Source organism: Paractinoplanes pyxinae, from assembly GCF_026626335.1.
Taxonomy (GTDB): Bacteria; Actinomycetota; Actinomycetes; order Mycobacteriales; family Micromonosporaceae; genus Actinoplanes; species Actinoplanes pyxinae.
In genome coordinates this window covers 132,021-150,771 of the sequence record NZ_JAPNTZ010000005.1, presented here as the reverse complement: position 1 = coordinate 150,771, position 18,751 = coordinate 132,021, and the positions used below count along the sequence as shown (strand labels likewise).

Annotated in this window: 17 protein-coding genes and 1 pseudogene; 9 read left to right on the top strand and 9 right to left on the bottom strand. The window is 69.5% G+C overall.

Features of this window, described 5'->3' with window-relative positions; genetic code table 11:
• Positions 1 to 25: 25 nt before the first annotated feature.
• From OWR29_RS15060 to OWR29_RS15050, 3 genes are all read right to left on the bottom strand, one after another.
• Positions 26 to 760 carry an amino acid ABC transporter ATP-binding protein gene (locus OWR29_RS15060; RefSeq protein WP_267563432.1) on the bottom strand — a complete coding sequence of 245 codons (735 nt, stop codon included), beginning with the start codon at positions 758 to 760 and terminating at the stop codon, positions 26 to 28.
• The gene (locus OWR29_RS15055; protein ID WP_267563431.1) at positions 757 to 1,644 is read right to left on the bottom strand and encodes an amino acid ABC transporter permease; all 888 of its coding nucleotides are present in this window, start codon (positions 1,642 to 1,644) and stop codon (positions 757 to 759) included. The genes OWR29_RS15060 and OWR29_RS15055 overlap by 4 nt, the downstream gene beginning before the upstream one ends.
• Positions 1,645 to 1,709: 65 nt before the next feature.
• Complete coding sequence (locus tag OWR29_RS15050) at positions 1,710 to 3,083, bottom strand: MFS transporter (RefSeq protein WP_267563430.1); 1,374 nt, start codon at positions 3,081 to 3,083, stop codon at positions 1,710 to 1,712.
• 93 nt (positions 3,084 to 3,176) lie between these two features.
• Here OWR29_RS15050 and OWR29_RS15045 point away from each other — a divergent pair, with 93 nt between their 5' ends.
• From OWR29_RS15045 to OWR29_RS15020, 6 genes are all read left to right on the top strand, one after another.
• The gene (locus OWR29_RS15045) at positions 3,177 to 4,781 is read left to right on the top strand and encodes an ABC transporter substrate-binding protein (protein ID WP_267563429.1); all 1,605 of its coding nucleotides are present in this window, start codon (positions 3,177 to 3,179) and stop codon (positions 4,779 to 4,781) included.
• Positions 4,778 to 5,686, top strand: a complete 909-nt coding sequence (locus OWR29_RS15040; RefSeq protein ID WP_267563428.1) for an ABC transporter permease — start codon at positions 4,778 to 4,780, stop codon at positions 5,684 to 5,686. The genes OWR29_RS15045 and OWR29_RS15040 overlap by 4 nt, the downstream gene beginning before the upstream one ends.
• Before the next feature lie 145 nt (positions 5,687 to 5,831).
• Positions 5,832 to 6,677, top strand: a complete 846-nt coding sequence (locus OWR29_RS15035) for an ABC transporter permease (RefSeq protein WP_267563427.1) — start codon at positions 5,832 to 5,834, stop codon at positions 6,675 to 6,677.
• A gap of 76 nt (positions 6,678 to 6,753) precedes the next feature.
• The gene (locus OWR29_RS15030; protein ID WP_267563426.1) at positions 6,754 to 8,889 is read left to right on the top strand and encodes a dipeptide ABC transporter ATP-binding protein; all 2,136 of its coding nucleotides are present in this window, start codon (positions 6,754 to 6,756) and stop codon (positions 8,887 to 8,889) included.
• A 201-nt stretch (positions 8,890 to 9,090) separates the two neighbouring features.
• Positions 9,091 to 10,221 carry an LLM class flavin-dependent oxidoreductase gene (locus OWR29_RS15025; protein ID WP_267563425.1) on the top strand — a complete coding sequence of 377 codons (1,131 nt, stop codon included), beginning with the start codon at positions 9,091 to 9,093 and terminating at the stop codon, positions 10,219 to 10,221.
• Positions 10,222 to 10,318: 97 nt separating this feature from the next.
• Positions 10,319 to 11,443, top strand: coding sequence for an LLM class flavin-dependent oxidoreductase (locus OWR29_RS15020; protein ID WP_267563424.1), 1,125 nt, complete (start codon positions 10,319 to 10,321; stop codon positions 11,441 to 11,443).
• 55 nt (positions 11,444 to 11,498) lie between these two features.
• Here the strand turns inward: OWR29_RS15020 and OWR29_RS15015 are convergent, their stop codons facing one another.
• The 4 genes from OWR29_RS15015 to OWR29_RS15000 all read right to left on the bottom strand — a co-directional run bounded on the left by OWR29_RS15015 (position 11,499) and on the right by OWR29_RS15000 (position 15,539).
• Complete coding sequence (locus OWR29_RS15015) at positions 11,499 to 13,487, bottom strand: endo-1,4-beta-xylanase (RefSeq protein WP_267563423.1); 1,989 nt, start codon at positions 13,485 to 13,487, stop codon at positions 11,499 to 11,501.
• Between the two features lie 71 nt (positions 13,488 to 13,558).
• The gene (locus tag OWR29_RS15010; RefSeq protein ID WP_267563422.1) at positions 13,559 to 14,131 is read right to left on the bottom strand and encodes a hypothetical protein; all 573 of its coding nucleotides are present in this window, start codon (positions 14,129 to 14,131) and stop codon (positions 13,559 to 13,561) included.
• The gene (locus OWR29_RS15005) at positions 14,128 to 14,859 is read right to left on the bottom strand and encodes a hypothetical protein (protein ID WP_267563421.1); all 732 of its coding nucleotides are present in this window, start codon (positions 14,857 to 14,859) and stop codon (positions 14,128 to 14,130) included. The genes OWR29_RS15010 and OWR29_RS15005 overlap by 4 nt, the downstream gene beginning before the upstream one ends.
• Positions 14,856 to 15,539, bottom strand: a complete 684-nt coding sequence (locus OWR29_RS15000; RefSeq protein ID WP_267563420.1) for an ABC transporter ATP-binding protein — start codon at positions 15,537 to 15,539, stop codon at positions 14,856 to 14,858. The genes OWR29_RS15005 and OWR29_RS15000 overlap by 4 nt, the downstream gene beginning before the upstream one ends.
• Positions 15,540 to 15,592: 53 nt before the next feature.
• On the opposite strand from OWR29_RS15000, the gene OWR29_RS14995 reads away from it, so the two are divergent.
• Both OWR29_RS14995 and OWR29_RS14990 read left to right on the top strand, forming a co-directional pair.
• Positions 15,593 to 15,994: a response regulator transcription factor gene (locus tag OWR29_RS14995; protein ID WP_267563419.1), complete on the top strand. Its 402-nt coding sequence runs from the start codon at positions 15,593 to 15,595 to the stop codon at positions 15,992 to 15,994.
• Complete coding sequence (locus OWR29_RS14990) at positions 15,984 to 16,769, top strand: SAM-dependent methyltransferase (protein WP_267563418.1); 786 nt, start codon at positions 15,984 to 15,986, stop codon at positions 16,767 to 16,769. The genes OWR29_RS14995 and OWR29_RS14990 overlap by 11 nt, the downstream gene beginning before the upstream one ends.
• A 68-nt stretch (positions 16,770 to 16,837) precedes the next feature.
• On the opposite strand, the pseudogene OWR29_RS14985 reads toward OWR29_RS14990, so the two are convergent.
• Together OWR29_RS14985 and OWR29_RS14980 are read right to left on the bottom strand one after the other, a co-directional pair.
• A pseudogene (locus tag OWR29_RS14985) lies at positions 16,838 to 17,080 on the bottom strand (helix-turn-helix domain-containing protein); the annotation flags it as partial.
• A gap of 85 nt (positions 17,081 to 17,165) precedes the next feature.
• Positions 17,166 to 17,717, bottom strand: coding sequence for a CGNR zinc finger domain-containing protein (locus OWR29_RS14980; protein ID WP_267563417.1), 552 nt, complete (start codon positions 17,715 to 17,717; stop codon positions 17,166 to 17,168).
• A gap of 53 nt (positions 17,718 to 17,770) precedes the next feature.
• Between OWR29_RS14980 and OWR29_RS14975 the strand changes: the two genes are divergently transcribed.
• Positions 17,771 to 18,751 carry an EamA family transporter gene (locus OWR29_RS14975; protein WP_267563416.1) on the top strand — a complete coding sequence of 327 codons (981 nt, stop codon included), beginning with the start codon at positions 17,771 to 17,773 and terminating at the stop codon, positions 18,749 to 18,751.

The following is an 18,751-nucleotide window of genomic DNA, read 5'->3' as shown; positions in this document are numbered from 1 at the left end:
GCGGTGCCAAAGGGTGGGGAGGCGGTCAGACCAGGACCTTGGACAGGAATGCCCTGGTCCGTTCGTGCTGGGGGTTGTCCAGGACCTCGGACGGCGGGCCTTGTTCGACCAGGCGGCCCTCGTCGAGGAAGACGACGGTGTCGGCCACTTCGCGGGCGAAGCCGATCTCGTGGGTGACGACGACCATGGTGGTGCCGGCTTGGGCCAGGTCACGCATCACGTCGAGCACCTCGCCCACCAGTTCGGGGTCGAGGGCGGACGTGGGTTCGTCGAACAGCACCAGCTTCGGGTCGAGCGCCAGAGCGCGGGCGATCGCCACCCGCTGCTGCTGCCCGCCGGACAGCTGACGGGGGTACGCGTCGACCTTGTCGGCCAGCCCGACCCGGGCCAGCAGTTCGCGGCCGCGCGGCTCGGCCTGCTTGCCCACCGCTTCGAGCACGTTCTGCAACGCGGTCATGTGCGGGAAGAGGTTGAACGTCTGGAAGACGAAGCCGATGTTCGCCCGCTGCTTGAGGATGTGTCGTTCGCTCAACTCGTGCAGCTTGTTGCCGACCCGGCGGTAACCGATCAGCTCGCCGTCGACGCGGACCCGGCCGCGGTCCACCTTCTCGAGGTGGTTGATGCAGCGCAGCAGCGTCGACTTGCCCGAGCCGGAGGGCCCGATGATCACGGTGACGCTGCCGGCCGGGACGGTCAGGTCGACGTCGTGCAGCACCTCGAGCGTGCCGAAGGACTTGGTGACACCGGTCAGCTCAATCATCGGACGTACCCCCGCGAGTAGTGCCGCTCGACGTAGTGCTGCAGCACCGACAGGGCGGCGGTCAGGATCACGTACCAGACGGTCGCGACCAGCAGCAGCGGCACGACCCGCCCGTTGCGGCCGTAGATGACCTGCACCTGGTAGAACAGCTCGCCGATGGCCAGCACGTAGACCACCGAGGTGCTCTTGAGCAGGTTGACCAGCTCGTTGGCGGCGTTGGGCAGGATCGCCCGCATGGCCTGGGGGAGAAGGATGCGGCGGAACTGGCGCAACCGCGGGATGCCGAGCGCGGCGGCCGCCTCGAGCTGCCGCGAGTCGACCGAAAGGATGCCGGCTCGGACGATCTCGGCGGCGTACGCGGCCTCGTGCAACGCCAGGCCCAGCAGCGCCGCGCCGAACGCGCTGACCAGGGTGGACGTCTCGAAGCTGAAGAAGCCGGGCCCGAACGGGACGCCGATCTGCAACCGGTCGTACAGGTAACCCAGGTTGGCCCAGAAGAGTAGCTGCACCAGCAGCGGCACCGAGCGGAAGACCCAGATGAAGCCCCAGCTCACCGACTTGAGCACCGGGTTCTTGCTGAGCCGCATCGGGGCCAGCACGATGCCGCCGGCGAAGCCGAGCACGGCGCCCGCGAAGGTGAGCTGCAGCGTGATGAGCAGCGCGTCCATCACGGACTTCTCGAAGAAGTAGCCGAAGAAGGTGCCCCAGTCCCAGCCCGGGTTGGTGATCAGGCCGTGCAGGAACTGGGCGACCAGGACGAGGACGGCGGCCGCGGCGATCCAGCGCCACGGGTGCCGGGCCGGCACGACGACCAGGTCGTCCGGTGGCGGCGGTTCGTCGCTCGGGCGGCCGGTCGCCGCGCGAGCCGAGGACAGAAGACTCACGAGGGTCCTTCCGGGGAGGGCTGTTGCCGATGACGCTAGGTGGGCGACCGCAAAACCCTCAAGTCCTATCGGGTGTATATGTTTAACGAACTTGTCAACGAGTCCCGGACGAGGTCGTGGGCGGCCACAGCGACGGCGGCGGCCAGCATGGCTGCGCAAATGCCCAATCCGTACGAGATGGGTGCGAGCCCGCCGGCGCCGAGGACCACGCCGGCCACCGCCGCCGTGCCGATCGTGGCCGACACGCGTTGCGCGAGTTGCAGGAAGGCGGCGGCCAGACCGGCCGAAGTGAGCGGCGCGTGCATCAAAGTGAGCGCTTGGTTGGGCGAAGTGATCAGACCGGACGCCGCACCGCTCGCGAATTGAGCGATGGCGAGCGAGACGCTCAACCACTGGTCGTTCACGACATGAAGCACGGCGATGGACGACAGCACGGCGATCAAAGATCCGATCAGCGCCCACAGGATGTTGCGACGGCCGGCGAATCGCCAGCCGACCGACGACAGCAGGGCGAAGCCGAGGGCGCCGGGCAGCATCGTGAGGCCCGCGTGCAACGCCGACCAGCCCAGCTTCTCCTGCAGATGGAGCGTGATGGCCAGCGATGCCGACAGTGCCGCTCCGAACTGGAAGGTCGCGATGAGCGTTCCCGTACGGTATCCGCGCGACCGGAGCAGCGCGGGCAGCAGAATCGGCGTCCGGCCGGTCCGCGCGTACCGGCGTTCCCAGGCGATCAGGGCGACGAGCAGCACCGGCGCGAGCGCGAGAGCCGCCTGGGCCCGCGGCATGGTGAAAGGCAGCAGCAGGCACAGGATCACGCCGCCGAGCAGGGCCAGGCCGGGCAGGTCGAGGCCGGCTGTTTCCCGGCGCGCCGGTGTGTGATGCGGGAACCAGCGGATCGCCAGCGGCACCGTGATCAATCCGAACGGCACATTGAGCAGAAGCACACTGCGCCAGCCGTACGCATCACCGAGCGCACCGATCAAGCTGCCGCCCACGATCGGGCCGATCACGCCGGCAATGCCGCCCACAATGGCGTACGCGCCCAAGGCTCTTGTTCGTTTCTGTCCTTCGAACGTCTCCTGGATGATCCCGAGCACCTGCGGATTGACCGTGCCCGCCCCGACGCCCTGCAGCAGCCGCGCCGCCGCGACCACCCACGCCTCCTGTGCCGTGCCGGCGACGATGGCCGCGCTGCTGAACAGTGTGATCCCGGCCACGAACAGCCACTTGCGGCCGTGCGCGTCGCCGAGCCGGCCACTGGGCACGAGGGCCAGTCCGAAGGTGAGCGAATAGCCCGCGACGATCCACTGGATCGAGCCCTCGCCGGCGCTCAGAGAGGCCCGAAGAGCTGGTACGGCGGTGTTGAGGCTGGACTGGTCGAGCAGCGTGGTGAACGCGGCGGCGAGACAGAGGGCAAGGGTGACCGCAGGTCGTTTCATGCTCACCGCTATCTGAGACAGAAGCCGTTGACCCCTTGCTTATATCCTAGTTCGGCTATAGGAAAAAGAGAGTCCGTTCACCTGGAGGTGGAGATGCGTCGCCGTTCCCTGTTGATCGCCGCCGTGGCAACCGCGCTCGTCGCGGGCTGCTCCGGCAGCGGTGGCACCGACTCCGCCGCAGCCGGCGAACCGGTCTCCGGAGGCGCCCTGACCTGGGGCATCGAGACCGAACCGATCACCCTCAACCCGCATCAGTACGCACAGGCCAAGGCGCGCCTGCTGGTCTGGAACAACTTCGAGTCGCTGCTGACCCACGACGACAAGGGCGGCTACGTGCCGTGGCTGGCCAGTGGTTACGAGGCGTCGGCCGACGGGCTCACCTACACCGTCAAGTTGCGCACCGGCGTCACGTTCAGCGACGGCACGACGTTCGACGCGGCGGCCGTCAAGGCCAACATCGATCAGCTGCTCGCCGACGGCTACGCCCCGGCCGTGGCCGCCGTACAACTCAAGAACTTGAAGTCGGTCGACGTCGTGGACGCCTCGACCGTCAAGTACAACCTCACCCGGCCGGACGTGCTGATCCTCGACTTCCTGTCGTCGCCGCAGGGCGCGATCGTGTCGCCCAAGTCGCTCAAGGAGGCCAAGAACCTCAAGGCCGGCGGCACGGACCTGGCCGGCACCGGCCCGTTCGTCCTCGACCGCTACACGCCCGGCCAAGAGATCCACTACAAGAAGAACCCCGGCTATCGCGACCGCCCGGCCTATCTCGACGAGGTCACCTACCGGTTCCTCAAAGAGAGTTCCGTACGCGTGGGGGCGCTCACCTCGGGCCAGGTGCAGGTGATCGAGGGCGTGCCGGCCACCGACCAGGCGCAGATCACCGGCAATCCGTCGCTGACGCTGAGCAAGGGGCTCAACTCGGGATCGGCGTACAGCTACTACTTCAACGTCACGCATGCGCCGTTCGACGACATCAAGGTTCGCCAAGCGTTCCGGGACGCGCTCGACGTCGACACCGTGCTGAAGGGTGTCTACCGCGGCACCGCCACCCGGGCCTGGAGCGTGATCGGGCCGACCAGCCCGCTGTACGACAAGTCGCTGGAAGGCACGTACGGCGGTAATGCCGAACGGGCCAACGCGACCCTCGACGCGGCCGGCTGGAACACCCGCGACGCCGACGGCTACCGGGTCAAGGACGGCAAGCGGCTCACCGTCCGGCTCGTGCAGTCGGCGCCGTTCGTCCGCGATCGCCGCGAGATCCTGGCCCAGGCCGTGCAGGCCGCGGTCAAGCAGAGCGCGGGCATCGACCTGCAGGTCTCGGTGGTCGACCAGGGCACGGCGACGGCGGCGCTGGAGAAGGGCGAGTACGAGGTCTTCGACAACTCGCGGGCCGACACCGACGCCGGCGCCGCGCTCAACCTGCTGCTCGCCTCGAACGGCGCCATCAACCGGCTGGGCGTGCAGGACAAGGGGATCGACGGGCTGCTCGACAAGGGCCAGGCGGCTCAGGATGCTACTTCTCGCGCGGCCGTCTACCGCGACCTGCAGCAAAAGGTGATCGCCGATGACTCGCTCATCCTGCCGCTGTACGCGCCGGCCGATCAGATCGCGGCGTCCAAGAAGGTGGGCGGGCTGCAGTTCGAACCGACCGCTGGCGTTCCCGGCAGCGCCTACACCGTCTGGCTGAGCAAGTGATCGTGCTCCGCCGCCTGGCCACCGGGCTGGTCGTTCTGTGGGCCGCCGCGACCGCCGCCTACCTGGCGCTGCTCGCGGCGCCCGGCGACACCGTGGACAGCATCATCGGCGACGGCGCCGACACCCCGCTGATCCGCGCTCAGATCGTCCGCGAATGGAACTTGGATCGGCCCGCCGTCATTCAGTACGTGGATTACCTGTGGCGGGCCGCGCAGGGTGACCTGGGCCGGTCGTACCTCCTGCAACGTCCCGTACGGGATGTGATCGCCGACCAGATCGGGCCGACGCTCACGCTCGCGGTGACCGCGGCGGTGCTGGGGATCCTGCTGGCGTTGGTGCTGGCCGTGACGACCCGTCGGCCGTGGGCCCGCCGGGTCAGCTCGACGGCGGAGCTGGTGCTGGTGTCGACGCCGTCCTTCCTGATCGGGATCGTGCTGCTCAGCGTGTTCTCGTTCCGGCTGGGCTGGTTCCCGGTGTCGGGCGACCAGGGAGTCGCGGCGCTGGTGCTGCCGGCTCTGACGCTGGCGCTGCCGGTGGCCGGGGTGCTGACGCAGGTGCTGCGCGACGGCATCGACCGGGCGCTCGACGAGCCGTTCGTGGTGACGGCCCGGGCGCGCGGCCTGGGCGAGCGGGCCGTGCTCGTACGGCATGCCCTGCGCCACGCCCTGCTGCCGGTGATCACGCTGATCGGCTGGCTGTTCGGCATCCTCCTGGGCGGCGCGGTGATCATCGAGACCGTCTTCGGCCGGCCCGGGCTGGGCCAGGTGACGCTGCAGGCCGTGACGAGCGAGGACCTGCCCGTGGTGCTGGCCGTCGTCGTCTTCTCAGCCTTCGTGTACGTCGTCATCAACACGGCGGCCGACCTCGCCTACCTGGTCATCGACCCACGCCTGCGCAGGAGCTGACATGACTGTGCGTTTGTTGCGCGTTCGTCGGCGTTTGCTGCTCGCTGTGCGGGGGTGGTCGTCGTGACTGTTCGTTTGTTGCGCGTTTGCCGGCGTTCGCTGGTCGCCTGTTGGACGTTGTTGCTCGTTGATGGGAGGAGCTGACATGACGATCGCCCTCGAGCGTCCGCTGTCGGTTCGGTTGCGGAGGCCGTCGGGTGGTGGCGTGGCCGCGGCGACCGGGTTTCTGGTGTTGGCATTGGTCGCGGCGGTTACGCCCTCGCTGTTCGCCGGCGATCCGCTGGCTGCCGATCCGTTGCACGTGCTTGAGGCGCCTAGTGCGGCGCATTGGTTCGGCACCGACCAGCTCGGGCGTGACGTCTTTGGGCGTGTCGTCCACGGCGCTCGCCACTCCCTGCTCATCGGCGTGGTGGCGACGGCTATCGCGGTCGGCATCGGGCTTCTGCTCGGTTTGCTGGCCGGGCTGGCCCACAAGTACGCCGACGAGGCGCTCAGCCGGTCGTTCGACGCGCTCTCCGCGTTCCCGTTGCTGTTGCTGGCGCTCCTTTTCGTGGCTGTGGCCGGGCCCGGGACGGTCGGCCTGGTGATCGCGATCGGCCTGGCCACGATGCCCAACTACGCCCGGGTCGTGCGCACCCAGACGCTCGTGGTGCGCCAGGCCGGCTACGTGACTCAGGCCGTGGCCTTCGGCGACTCCCGCCTCCGGCTGGTGCTGCGACACGTACTGCCGAACGTTCTCGGCCCGGTTCCCGTGCTCGCCATCATCGGCTTGGGCGAGGCCATCCTGGCCGCGGCCGGCCTCAGCTTCCTCGGCATGGGACCGCAGCCGCCGTCCCCGGAGTGGGGCGCGATGCTCTCCGAAGGCCGCGGCTACCTGAACGTCGCCTGGTGGACCACGGTCCTGCCCGGCGTGGTCGTCACCCTCACCGTCATCTCGCTGACTGTCGTCGGCCGCCGCCTGCAACGCCGCTTCGAGGGGAGGTCGGCGTGAATCTCCTTCCGGTGGTTGTGGATATCCGTTTCGAGAGCGTCGCTATCGCCCGCGGGCGCTTCAAGGGGAGGCAGGCATGAGCGATCTGCTGGTTTCGGTGCGCGACCTGCATGTCACGTTCCCGCACCGCCGGGGCGACGTTCACGCCGTACGCGGCATCGACCTCGACATCCACCGAGGCGAGTGCGTAGCCATCGTGGGGGAGTCGGGATCCGGCAAGAGCGTCACCGCGCGCACATTGGTCGGATTGGCCGGCCACAACGCGCGAGTGCGCAGTTCCCGCTTCGAGATCGACGGCCGCTCCGGCCCCTTCGACTGGCAGAAACTGCGCGGCGGTTTCGCCGGCCTGGTCATGCAGGACGCGCTCGTCTCCCTCGACCCGCTGCGAACAGTCGGCGCCGAGATCAGCGAGGTGCTGAAGGTGCACAGCATTGGCAACCGCAACGACCGACCGGCCCGGGTCCGCGAGTTGCTGTCGACCGTCCACGTCCCCGAACCGGAGCGCCGGGCCGCCCAGTATCCACACCAGCTCTCGGGCGGCCTCCGCCAACGGGCGTTGATCGCTTCCGCCATCGCCGCCGCCCCGCCCTTGCTGATCGCCGACGAGCCCACGACGGCGCTCGACGTAACCGTCCAGGCCCAGATCCTGAACCTGCTGGCCGAACGCCGCGCCACCGGCGACACACTCCTGCTGATCAGCCACGACCTTGCGGTCGTCTCCCGCCTGGCCACCCGAGTCCTGGTCATGAAGGACGGCCGAATAGTCGAGTCCGGCGAGACCTCAACCCTGCTGACCGCCCCGACACACCCCTACACCGCCCAACTGCTGGCGGCGGTCCCCTCAGCCGCCTCCCGCGGCCGCCGCCTCTCATCCCCAACCGCTCCGCCGCTGACAGCTCCCGCAGCAAAATCGCCCGCGTCCACAGGTGCGGCATCCACAGGCGCTTCGTCTATAGACGCGGCGTCGACAGGCGTTGCGTTGACCGTTGCTGCATCCATGAATGCGGCGTCGACAGGCGTTGCGCTCACGGGTGCTACGTCCACGGGCGCTGCGTCGACAGGCGTTGCGTCCACGGGCGATCCGCTTTTGAGCGTTGCGTCCACGAGCCCTGCACCAACTAGGAATGCGCTCACAACCGCTGCGTCGAGAGGCGCTGGATCCGCAGGCGTTGCTTCGACGGGCGCTTCGTCCACAGGTGCTGCGCTCACAGGTGCGGCGTCCACAGGTGTTGCGGTTGCGGGCGTTGCGCTCACAGGCGTCGCATCCACCGGGGGTGCGGCCGTGGCTGCGCCGTCCACAGGGCGCGCTTCGACCGTGACTGTCGCGGATGAGTTGGCGGTGGCACCCGCCCTGTTCGATTCGGGCCCTCCCGCCGTGATTGTCGAGGCCTCGGGGCTGCACAAGCGGTACGGGGCGCACACCGTCGTGGACGGGGTCGACCTGACGATTCGGCGGGGCGAGATCGTCGGGCTGGTGGGGGAGTCGGGTTCGGGTAAGACCACGGTCGCCCAGTTGCTGTTCGGGTTGACCGCGCCCACGTCCGGGACCGTGGCGTTCGAGGGCGCGCCATGGACCGGGCTCAAGGAGCGGCGGCGTCGTCCGCGGCGCCGCCGCCTCCAGCTCATCTCGCAAGACCCGCTGTCCGGCTTCGACCCGCGCTGGACCGTTCGCCGAATCGTCGAAGAAGCACTTCCGCCGGCTTCGCTCACGAACGGCCACTCACCGACTTTCGAACGCGCACAAACAGCCAATGTGAGGCGTCGGTCGTGGCCGTGGTTGAGCGAAGCTGCTCGTTCGCGCAGGAATGAACAAGTGGTGGAGTTGCTCGAGCGCGTCGGGTTGGGGGCCGAGGTGCTTGATCGGTATCCGCGGCAGTTGTCGGGCGGGCAGCGGCAGCGGGTCGCCATCGCGCGGGCGCTGGCCCCTCGGCCGTCGCTGATCATCTGCGATGAGCCGGTGTCGGCGCTGGACGTGTCGGTTCAGGCGCAGGTGCTCGACCTGCTGGCCGACATCCGCGCTGCCGACGGCACGGCGTTGCTGTTCATCTCGCACGACCTCGGCGTCGTGCACCACCTGGCCGACCGGGTCCTAGTCATGCGCGACGGCGCCGTGGTCGAGTCCGGCCCGGTCGACGACGTCTTCCACAACCCGCAACACGAGTACACCCGCGCCCTGATCGACGCGGTGCCGACCTTGGAGGTGTCGCGATGAAGTTCCCGCCGCACAAATACGACCGAGCGATGGTCCACGCAGTGCCGGCGCCGGAGGTGTCGGTATGAGGTGCCTGCCGCACGAGTACGGCCGCGCATTGATCGACGTGGCGCCGAACCTGGAGGTGTCGCGGGTGAGGTGCCTGCTTGGCGAATACGAGCAAGCGATGGTCCACGAGGTGCGGACCCTGGAGGTGGCGCGATGAAGTTCTTGCTCATAACCTTGATTGCTGAGAAGAACGCTGCGCGGGCGGCTCATGAGCGGTTCCGGGAGGTCGTCGACAACGCGTTGCTGGCGGAAGAGCTTGGATTTGACGGGTTCGGGGTGGGGGAGCGGCATGAACGGCCGTTCTTCTCGTCGTCGCCGCCTGTTGTGCTCAGTCATGTTGCTGCGCTTACGTCGCGCATTCGGTTGTTCACGGCGGTCACGACGCTCAGTTTGCTCGATCCGGTGCGCGCGTTCGAGGACTACTCGACGCTCGACAACCTGTCCGGCGGGCGCCTCGAGCTGATCATCGGCAAGGGCAACGGCGCCGCGCAGGCCAAGCTGTTCCACGTCACCGCGGACGACCAGTGGGACCGCAACCGGGAGAGCTACGAGCTGTTCCGCCGGCTCTGGCGCGAGCCGAAAGTGACCTGGGAAGGCCGGTTCCGCCCGTCGCTGGACGACGCGGAGACATGGCCGCGGCCGCTGCAGCAGCCGATCCGGGTCTGGCACGGCAGCGCCACCAGCCGCGAGAGCGTCGACCTGGCGGCCCGGTTCGGCGACCCGCTGTTCTCGGCCAACGTCACCAACCCCATCGAGCCGTACGCGGAACTGATTAGGTACTACCGCGAGCGGTGGGCCCACTACGGGCACGACCCGGCCGATGCGCTGGTCGGGGCGGGCAGCGCCGGCTTCTACGCCGCACCGACCTCGCAGGAGGCCGTGGAGACGTACCGGCCGATCTATGACGCCCGCATCGCGCTGTTCCGCAAGGTGGGTGTCGAGCCGGTGTTCCCGACGCTGGAGGATGCTGTCGAACGCAGCTCGATCCTGGTCGGGAGTCCACAGCAGATCATCGACAAGGTGCACCGCTACCACGCCGAGTTCGGCCACGAGGTGATGCACCTGCACGCCGACGGCGACGGCCTGACCGACAAGCAGCACCGGGCCACCCTCGAGCTCTTCCAGTCCGAGATCGCCCCCGCCCTGCGCCGCGACCTGCCCAGCCGCCCGTTCCCCACCCCGCTGCTGCCCGCCCGCTCCGCCATCGCCGACACGGCGGGCGACGGCAGTGTCGCGGCCGCCCTGCCCGCCGGCGGCGCCTTCACCGAGCAGCCCGCCTCATGACGTCGCTCGCTGGTCAGCCTGCCACCGAGCCCACCACGGCGTCTTTCTGTTCGTGCGCCGGCGAAGCCCACTCGTACCGTCTGCTTGGAGGAACCCCATGACCGTGCCCTTGTCGATTCTGGATCTCGCCCCGCTGGTGTCCGGTGGCACAGTCGGGGATGCGTTGCGCCGTACGCTCGACCTTGCTCAGAAGGCCGAACAGTTCGGCTACCGGCGCTACTGGGTGGCCGAGCACCACTTGACGCCGGGTGTGGCCAGCTCGCAGCCGGCGCTGCTGCTGGGGCAGATCGCCGCCGTGACCGACCACATCCGGCTCGGGTCGGGGGCGCTGCAGACCGGGTTCCTGACGCCGCTGGCCGCACTGGAGCAGTTCGGGTTGCTCGACGCGCTCTACCCGGGGCGGTTCGACCTCGGGCTGGGGCGGTCGGCGCAACGCCGTAAGTCTTCGCTGTCCGATGCGCCGCAGGAGGAGCCCCCGCCTCCTGCCGAGGCTCGGGTGGTCGACGGCCTGCTCATCCCGAAGCACTTCGACTTCGCGCCGCTGATGCGCTCGGCCCGGGCGCAGCTGTACGGGAAGCTGCTCAAGCAGCCCAACGCGGAGGCACTGGATCTGGACGACGTGGTCTCGGACATCCAGACGCTGATCGCCGGCGCCTACAACGACGGGCAGGGGAACGAGGCCCACGCCGTGCCGGGGGAGAGCGCCGACCTGGAGCTGTGGATCCTGGGCAGCAGCGGCGGCGAGAGCGCCCGTGTCGCCGGAGCCCGCGGCCTGCCGTTCGCGGCCAACTACCACGTGGCGCCGGCCAAGGTGCTCGAGGCCGTGGAGGCCTACCGGGCCGCGTTCAAGCCGTCCGAGGTGCTGACCCAGCCGCACGTGATGGTCTCGGCCGACATCGTGGTGGCCGAGGACGACGAGACGGCCCGGCGGCTGGCCTCGCCGTACGGCCGGTGGGTGCACAGCATCCGCGCCGAGGGCGGGGCCATCCCGTACCCGAGCGAGGCCGAGGCGGCCGCCAACCCGTTGACCGCCGAGGAGCGGGATCTGGTCGCCGACCGCCTGGACACCCACTTCGTGGGCACGCCGCAGGCAGTCGTCGAGCAGCTGGAGACGCTGCGTCGCGTGACGACGGCCGACGAGCTTCTGGTCACGACGATCACCCACGACCACGCCGACCGGGTCCGCTCGTTCGAACTGCTGGCCAAGCACTGGCCGGGCTGAGCGATGGGCGCCGGGCTGCCGTCCGATGAGGGAGACGGCAGCCCGGCGCCCCGGATCAGGCGACGGTGCAGGCGGTGCCCCGGAGCGAGTAGCCGGCCGGGGACGGGTTGGTGCCTGTCCACGAGCCCAGGAAGCCGAACGATGCCGACGCTCCCGGGGCCACCGTGCCGTTCCAGGAGGCGTTGGCGACGGTGACCGTCGCGCCCGACTGCGCCACACCGCCGTTCCAGAGCTGACTGATCTGCTGGCCGGCGGGGAACTGCCACCCCAGCGTCCACGACGTCCACGCTGTCGTGCCGGTGTTGGTCACCCGCACGTCGGCCTGGAAGCCGCCCTGCCACGAGCCGGTCACCCGGTAGGTCACCGAGCAGGCGGTCGTGCCGATCGTCGGACCGGGCGTGGTGGGGCTGGGCGTGGTGGGGCCGGGCGTGGTGGGCGACGGGCTGACGGTGGTCGGCGGCGGGGAAGTGCTGGTGCCGATCTTGGTGGGGTCGGCCACGCCCCAGTACGCGGACTTGGCCTGCAGCCGGGTGTCGAACAGCAGTGGCGCGTCCTTGCGGGTCACCGGGAACGTGTCGAGCCAGGTGTTGTCGTCGGCCAGGCCCCACAACGTCACCGAGGTGATCTCGCCTTCGTACTGGCGGAACAGCGCGAACATGTCGCGGTAGACGTAGGCCTGCTGGAGCAGCCGGTCGGCCGGGGGCGCCGGGAACGATTCGCCGTTGCTCGTGTAGATGCTGACGTCCATCTCGGTGATCTGCTGTTCGAGGCCGAGCGGGAGGAACTTGTCGAGCATGGCCTTCGTCTCGGCGACGCTCGGCCAGCTGACGTTGATGTGCATCTGGTGGCCCACGCCGTCGATCGGCACGCCCTCGGACTTGAGCTGTGCCACCAGCGCGTACAGCTTGTCGCGCTTGGCCGGCACGTTGGTGTTGTAGTCGTTGATGAACAGCTTGGCGTGGGGCGCGACCTCGCGGGCCACACGGAACGCCGTACGGATGTAGTCGAGACCGGCGACCGTGAACCAGGTGCTGCGGCGCAGGCCGTCCGCCTGGTTCTCGTCGATGACCTCGTTCACGACGTCCCACACGCCGATGTCGGTGCCGTAGTGGGCGGCCACGTTGCGGATGTGGTTCTCGAGCCTTTCCAGCAGCAGGGCCTTGTCTTCTGCGGTGGCGGTCATCGGCTGCCCGTCGGCGCCGGTGAAGACCCATGACGGCGTCTGGTTGTGCCACACGAGCGTGTGCCCGCGGATCGCCATGCCGTGCGCCTTGGCGAAGGCGACGAGCGGGTCGGCCTGGGCGTACGTGAAGGTGCCCTCGGTCGGCTCGGTGGCGTCCCACTTGAGCGCGTTGCCGGGAGTCACGCTGTTGAAGTGCTTGTCGAGCAGTTGGCCGTGCTCGGTGACGATCTCGGCCCCGGTGATGGACGCGCCCACCGGGAACTCGGTCACGACGTCCTTGATCGACGGGATGGTCGTCTGGATGGGCAGGGCCGGCACGTAGCTCGCCGTCACGTCGTCGATGAACAGATCGCCGGTCGACGACGCCGTCTCGACGTAGATCCGGAGGAAGTCGACGTCGGTGGCGAGCGTGTAGCGGCCGGTGAGGTTGACCCAGCGTCCGCTGTCGACTGCCGTGTTGCCCACGACCTGGTCGTAGGCGGCGATCCCGTCCGTACGCCGTTCGACGCTGAGCCGGGCGTTGTCCGACCCGGTCGCCAGGCGCACCCAGGCCGAGATCGTGTACGCCGTGCCCTTCTCGAACTCGCCCAGCACGTCGAGCGACGGCCCCTGCCAGGTGGCCGTGCGCCCGGTGACCGCGAGGCTGCCCGACCCGCCGTGCGCCACCGTCGTGCTCGCGGCGACCGCCTCGGAGGCGCGCCCGGCCCAGCCCTGTGTCGTACCGTCCTCGAAGTCGCTCGTCAGCACCGTGATGGGCGTCGGTTCGTCGGCCGCACTGGCCGCCGTGGTCGCGACCATGGCCGCCGCCACCGGCAGAGCAGCCGCGAGCGACACGAGAGCAAGCCGCAGAGAAGCACGCATGAGACGTCCCGTCGACGACAGTCGATATGTGACGCACATCGTGACATGGGAGCGCTCCCAGGGCAACCTGCTCATGCGTTCCGCCGGTGGAAGACCAGGGCGGCGACTACGACGGCCGCCACGGGCCAGGCGACGGCAGCAACGGCACCGCGTTCCGCCTGCAGCAGCTCGGTATCGGGCAGCCATGGCGCCGAACCGGCGAAGCGGCCGAGCATCAGCGGGCACACGACGAGATAGAGGATCAGCCCCGCCGCCACGGCGGCCAGAGCGCTTCGCAGAATGGCCCCGAGCCCGGCACCGACCAGCGCGACGCTCAGGGGATAAAGCGTGCCGGTCGGCGCCGCGAGGACGGCGACGGCTGCTATGACCGTGACGCCCTTGGCCGCCATCAGTCGCGGACGCCGTGGCGCGGCCAGCAACGTCGCCCTGATCTGGCCGCCCGGCTCGTACTCCTGCGTCGCGGCGAGCACCCCGACCACCAGGAAACCGGCCTGAGTCCACCGCAACGCCGTCCGGATCGGATCCTCACTGGGCGCGGCGTGATGAGCCGCGAGCGCGATCAGCGCGGTAGCTACCCAGGTCAACCCAGCCGCCCACCGCAGAGACGGCAGGGTCACCAGCTTGAGCAGTTCGGCCCCGATCATGCGGGACGCCGGGCGAAGAGCTTCGCCGCGAGGGCGAGGAGAGCGGCCACCCAGGCGGTCATCACCAAACCGGCCGTCACGGGAGGGATGTGAACCTCACCCGGGTTCGAGCGCAGGAACATGTGGGCGCCGACGATGTCGGGCAGGTAGGCCGCCCACGGGGTGAGCTTGGTCAGTAGGTACGAGACCGAGACGACCGAGCTGTTCACGATGAACACGGTCAGCGTGATGATGCCGTTCCGGAAGATCAGCGTGATGGCGTAGGCCAGCAGACCGAGCAGCACCCAGTAGAGGACGGCGGCGGCTATACGGGCCGGCTCGAACGGCGGGGCGTATTTCGGCAGCATCGCCTGGGTGAGCAAAACGGTGGCCGAGGCGGTCAGCGCGCCCTGTACGGCCACGACCAGCGACAGCGCCGTCCCCTTGGCCAGCAGAAGGCGGGAACGGCCGGGCATGGCCAGCAGCGTCGCGGTCATCTGACGGGCATCGGGTGCGTCGTCCGACGTGGACGTGTACTCGCTGCTGACCGTGACGACGCCCAGTATCAGAGCGCCGAGCAGGCCTATTCCGAGATTCTCGTAACCCAGGTCGGCGATCTGGCCCGACTCGAGCGCCCGGCGCAGGCCGGGTGTGTTGACGAAGACCAGGGCGGGCGCGGCGATCAGGCCCAGCACCAGGCCGACCCAAGCGGTCGGCAGGCCCAGCAGCTTGCGCACTTCGGCCCTCACCACGAGGCTGCGCCCGTCAGAGACAGGAAGGCGGCCTCGAGCGATTCGTGTTCGCCGCGCACCTCGGCCGCCGTGCCCTGAGCGACGACCCGGCCGCGGTTGATCACGACTACGTCGTCGACCGGGAGGTCGAGCAGGTGGCTGGAGAGCAGCACCGTGCGGCCCTCGGCGGCGCAGCGGCTCAGGAATTCGCGCATCCAGTGGATGCCGGCGGGGTCGAGACCGTTGAACGGCTCGTCGAGGACCAGCACCGGTGGGTCCCCGAGCAGGGCGGCGGCCAGGCCCAGGCGGCGGCTCATGCCCAGGGAGAACCGGCCGGCACGCTTGCGGGCCGCCTCGGTCAGGCCGACGATCTCTAGCACCTCGCCGATGCGGGCCCGGGGCAGGCCGTTGCTGGCGGCCATCCAGCGCAGATGGGCCCGGGCCGAGCGGGCGCGATGGGCGCCGCTGCCGTCGAGCAGCGCGCCGACGACGGTCAGCGGGCGGGGGAGTGACGCATACGGCCGGTTGTTGATCGTCGCCGTGCCGGCGGACGGGCGGTCGAGGCCGAGCAGGATGCGCACTGTCGACGTCTTGCCCGCGCCGTTGGGACCCAGGAAGCCGGTGACACGGCCGGGACGGGCCTCGAAGGACACCTCGTGCAGGATGCGGGAGCGGCTGACCCGGTCGATGGAAATCATGCCGAGAGTCAAGTGGAACGGGCGGCCGGCGTCGTCGGACCACGGTCCGGTTTTTGGGCGGCCCTCAGACCAGGGTCCGAGAACTACAGTCGGCGGAGGCCGTCCGCCGCACCCACCGCGGTGAGTCGCTGTTCGCCCCGGCCATCCTGACCCGACTGGTCCACCACTTCGTGTCCGCGCCCAACCCGTCGCCGCGCCGCACGACGCTGGGCGGCCTCACCGGTCGTGAGGTCGACGTGCTGACGCTGGTCGCCCGGGGCCAGTCCAACGACGAGATCGCGACCTCCCTCAAGATCTCGGTGAAGACCGTCAAGACCCACCTGACGCACCTGCTGGCCAAGCTGCGGGCGCGCGACCGGGCCCAATTGGTGATCTCCGCGTACGACTCGGGTCTCGTTCGCCCGCGGGTTGCGGGGCGCACAGTCCAACCGGGACACTCTTGCCGTGACCGATGATCTGTCGACGAAGCTGAACGTCGAGGTGCCGCACTCCGCCCGCGTCTGGAACTACTGGCTGGGCGGCGAGGACAACTTCGGGTCCGACCGGGCGGTCGGTGACCAGGTGAAGGCGGTGTTTCCCGAGATTGTCGACGCGGCTCGGCAGACCCGGGCCTTCCTCGGCCGCGCGGTCACGTTCCTCGCCGCCGAGCAGGGCGTCCGGCAGTTCCTCGACGTGGGCACCGGCCTGCCGACGGCCGACAACACGCACGAGGTGGCGCAGCGGGTCGCCCCCGACTCCAAGATCGTCTACGTGGACAACGACCCGCTCGTCCTCAGTCACGCCCGGGCCCTGCTCACCAGCACGCCCGAGGGCGTCACCACGTACATCGAGAGGAACTTGAAAGACGCGGCCGGCGTGATCGAGGAGGCGAAGCGGACGCTCGACTTCTCGCAGCCGGTCGCGCTCATGCTGCTCGGCGTGATGGGCCACGTCGAAGACCCGGCCGAGGCGCGCGCCTTCGTCCACGGGCTGGTCGCGCAGCTGCCGCCGGGCAGCTTCCTGACGATGTCGGACGGCACGGCCACCAGCGAGCGGGTCATCGAGTCGCACCGGCAGTACAACGAGAGCGGCGCGGTGCCTTATCACCTGCGCGAGGTCGCCGACTTCACCTCGTTCTTCGACGGCCTCGAGCTGGTCGAGCCCGGCGTCGTCCCGATCCCGGATTGGCGCCCGGACACCGATGAGAAGGTAGTCGTCGACGGGTACGCGGGGGTGGCGCGCAAACCTTAGGCGGCGAGTTCGAAATCCATGCGCCGGGCGCGCACGCGTCCGGCCGCGGAACGCTGCTGGGCGGCGACCTCGAAGCGGTGCAGGCGCGGCTGCAGGTCGTGAAGCACGGCGGCCAGCAGGTCGGTCATCGAGATGCCGAGCGCCCGGCAGATGGCCGCCAGCATCTCGGACGACGGCTCTTTGCGGCCGCGCTCGACCTCGGAGAGATGGCCGATCGACATGCCGACCGCGTCGGCCACCTCGCGCAGCGTGCGCCGTTGCGCCAGGCGCGTGCGCCGCAACACCCGGCCGATGAGCTCCCGCAGCATCATGAGCCGACCCTAGCGCCTGCCGCCCACCCCCGCCGACCCGAAACGCGCACGCCGCGACGTGCCGGCCTTGACCGCTGTGGATCGGTCAGGCGCTTGCCTTGCGTTCGCGGAAGGCGATCATGTTCATGCGGTTGCCGCAGCGGACCGTGCAGAAGCGCTTGGAGCCGTTGCGGGACAGGTCGAGCACCAGGCCGTCGCAGTCGTCGGCCTCGCAGATGCGCAGGCGGCTCATCTCGTTCATGCGGATCACGTCGGTCAGGGCCAGCGCGATCTCGGCCCGCATGCGCTCGGCCAGCGGCGCGTCGGGCGAGGTGGCGTGCATGTGCCAGTCGAGCTCGTCGTGCCGGGCCAGGAACGGCAGGGCGTTGGCCTCGCGCAGCATGCGGTTCACGACCTCGACCGCCTCGTCGCGCTCCAAACCCCAGACCGAGCGGAGCAGCGTCCGGGTCTCCCGCACCTCGTTCAGCTCGGCTTCGTCGTGGTCAATGCGTCCCGTGTACGTGTAACGGGTCAGCAGTGCGGCCAGCTGCTCGACGGTGGCCAGCTCGTCCTCACCGCTGCGGGAGGCGCCGGGCGACGTGTTGACCAGCGCCACCACGAAGTCCAGCGACTCCACCGTGTCAGGGGCAAAAAGCAATTTGACTCCTCACTGAGTCGGGCCTAGCGTCAGGGGTATACGTAATTTAGCCCATGACAGAGGAGGCGGAAGTGAAGCCGAAGCACATCGGTGTGGCCGCAATGGTTCTCTCCGCCGTCTCGTTCGGCACGTCGGGCGCGTTCATCAAGCCGCTCCTCGAGGCCGGCTGGTCCCCGGCCGCCGCCGTCACCGTACGCGCTCTGACCGGCAGCGTCGTCCTGCTGCCGATCGTGTTGTTCGCGTTGCGGGGCCGCTGGTCGGCGTTGTGGCGGGCCCGCTGGCGAGTGCTCGGCATGGGCCTGATCGCCGTCGCGTTCACCCAGTTCGCCTACTTCGCAGCGATCTCCCGCATCCCTGTCTCGACCGCCCTGCTGATCGAATATCTGGCCCCACTGCTGCTGGTCCTGTGGGCGTGGGTGACGACGCGGCACATGCCCCGGCCCATGGTGCTGCTCGGCTCGGTGCTCGCGGTCGGCGGCCTGGTGCTGGTCATCGGGCCCGGCGCCCTGCAGGCCGTCGACCCGCTGGGTGTGGCGCTGGCCTTCGCCGCCGCGATCGGCTGCGCGGTTTACTTCGTGGTCGCCGCCCGTCCCGCCGACGGCCTGCCGCCGGTGGCCCTGGCGGGCTCCGGCCTGCTGCTCGGCGGGCTGGCCCTGGGCCTGATCGGGCTGACCGGCGTCCTGCCGATGCGGACGGTCGGCGGCGACGTCGAGATGCTGGGCGCCACCGCGCCGTGGTGGGTGCCGCTCGGTGTGGTCGCCATCGCGGGCACGGCCATCGCCTACGCCACGGGGATCGCCGGGTCGTCGCGCCTGGGCTCCCGCCTTGCGTCTTTCCTGGGCCTGCTCGAGGTGGTGTTCGCCTCGATCTTCGCCTGGCTGGTGCTGGGTGAGTCCCTGACGTTCCTGCAGATCCTCGGCGGCGCCCTGATCCTGGCCGGCATCGCCGCCATCCCCTCGGAGACCACCGAGGTCCCCGTCACCGAGGACGAGGAGCCCGCGCCGGAGCCGGGCGTAGTGCCGATCGCCGGCTGA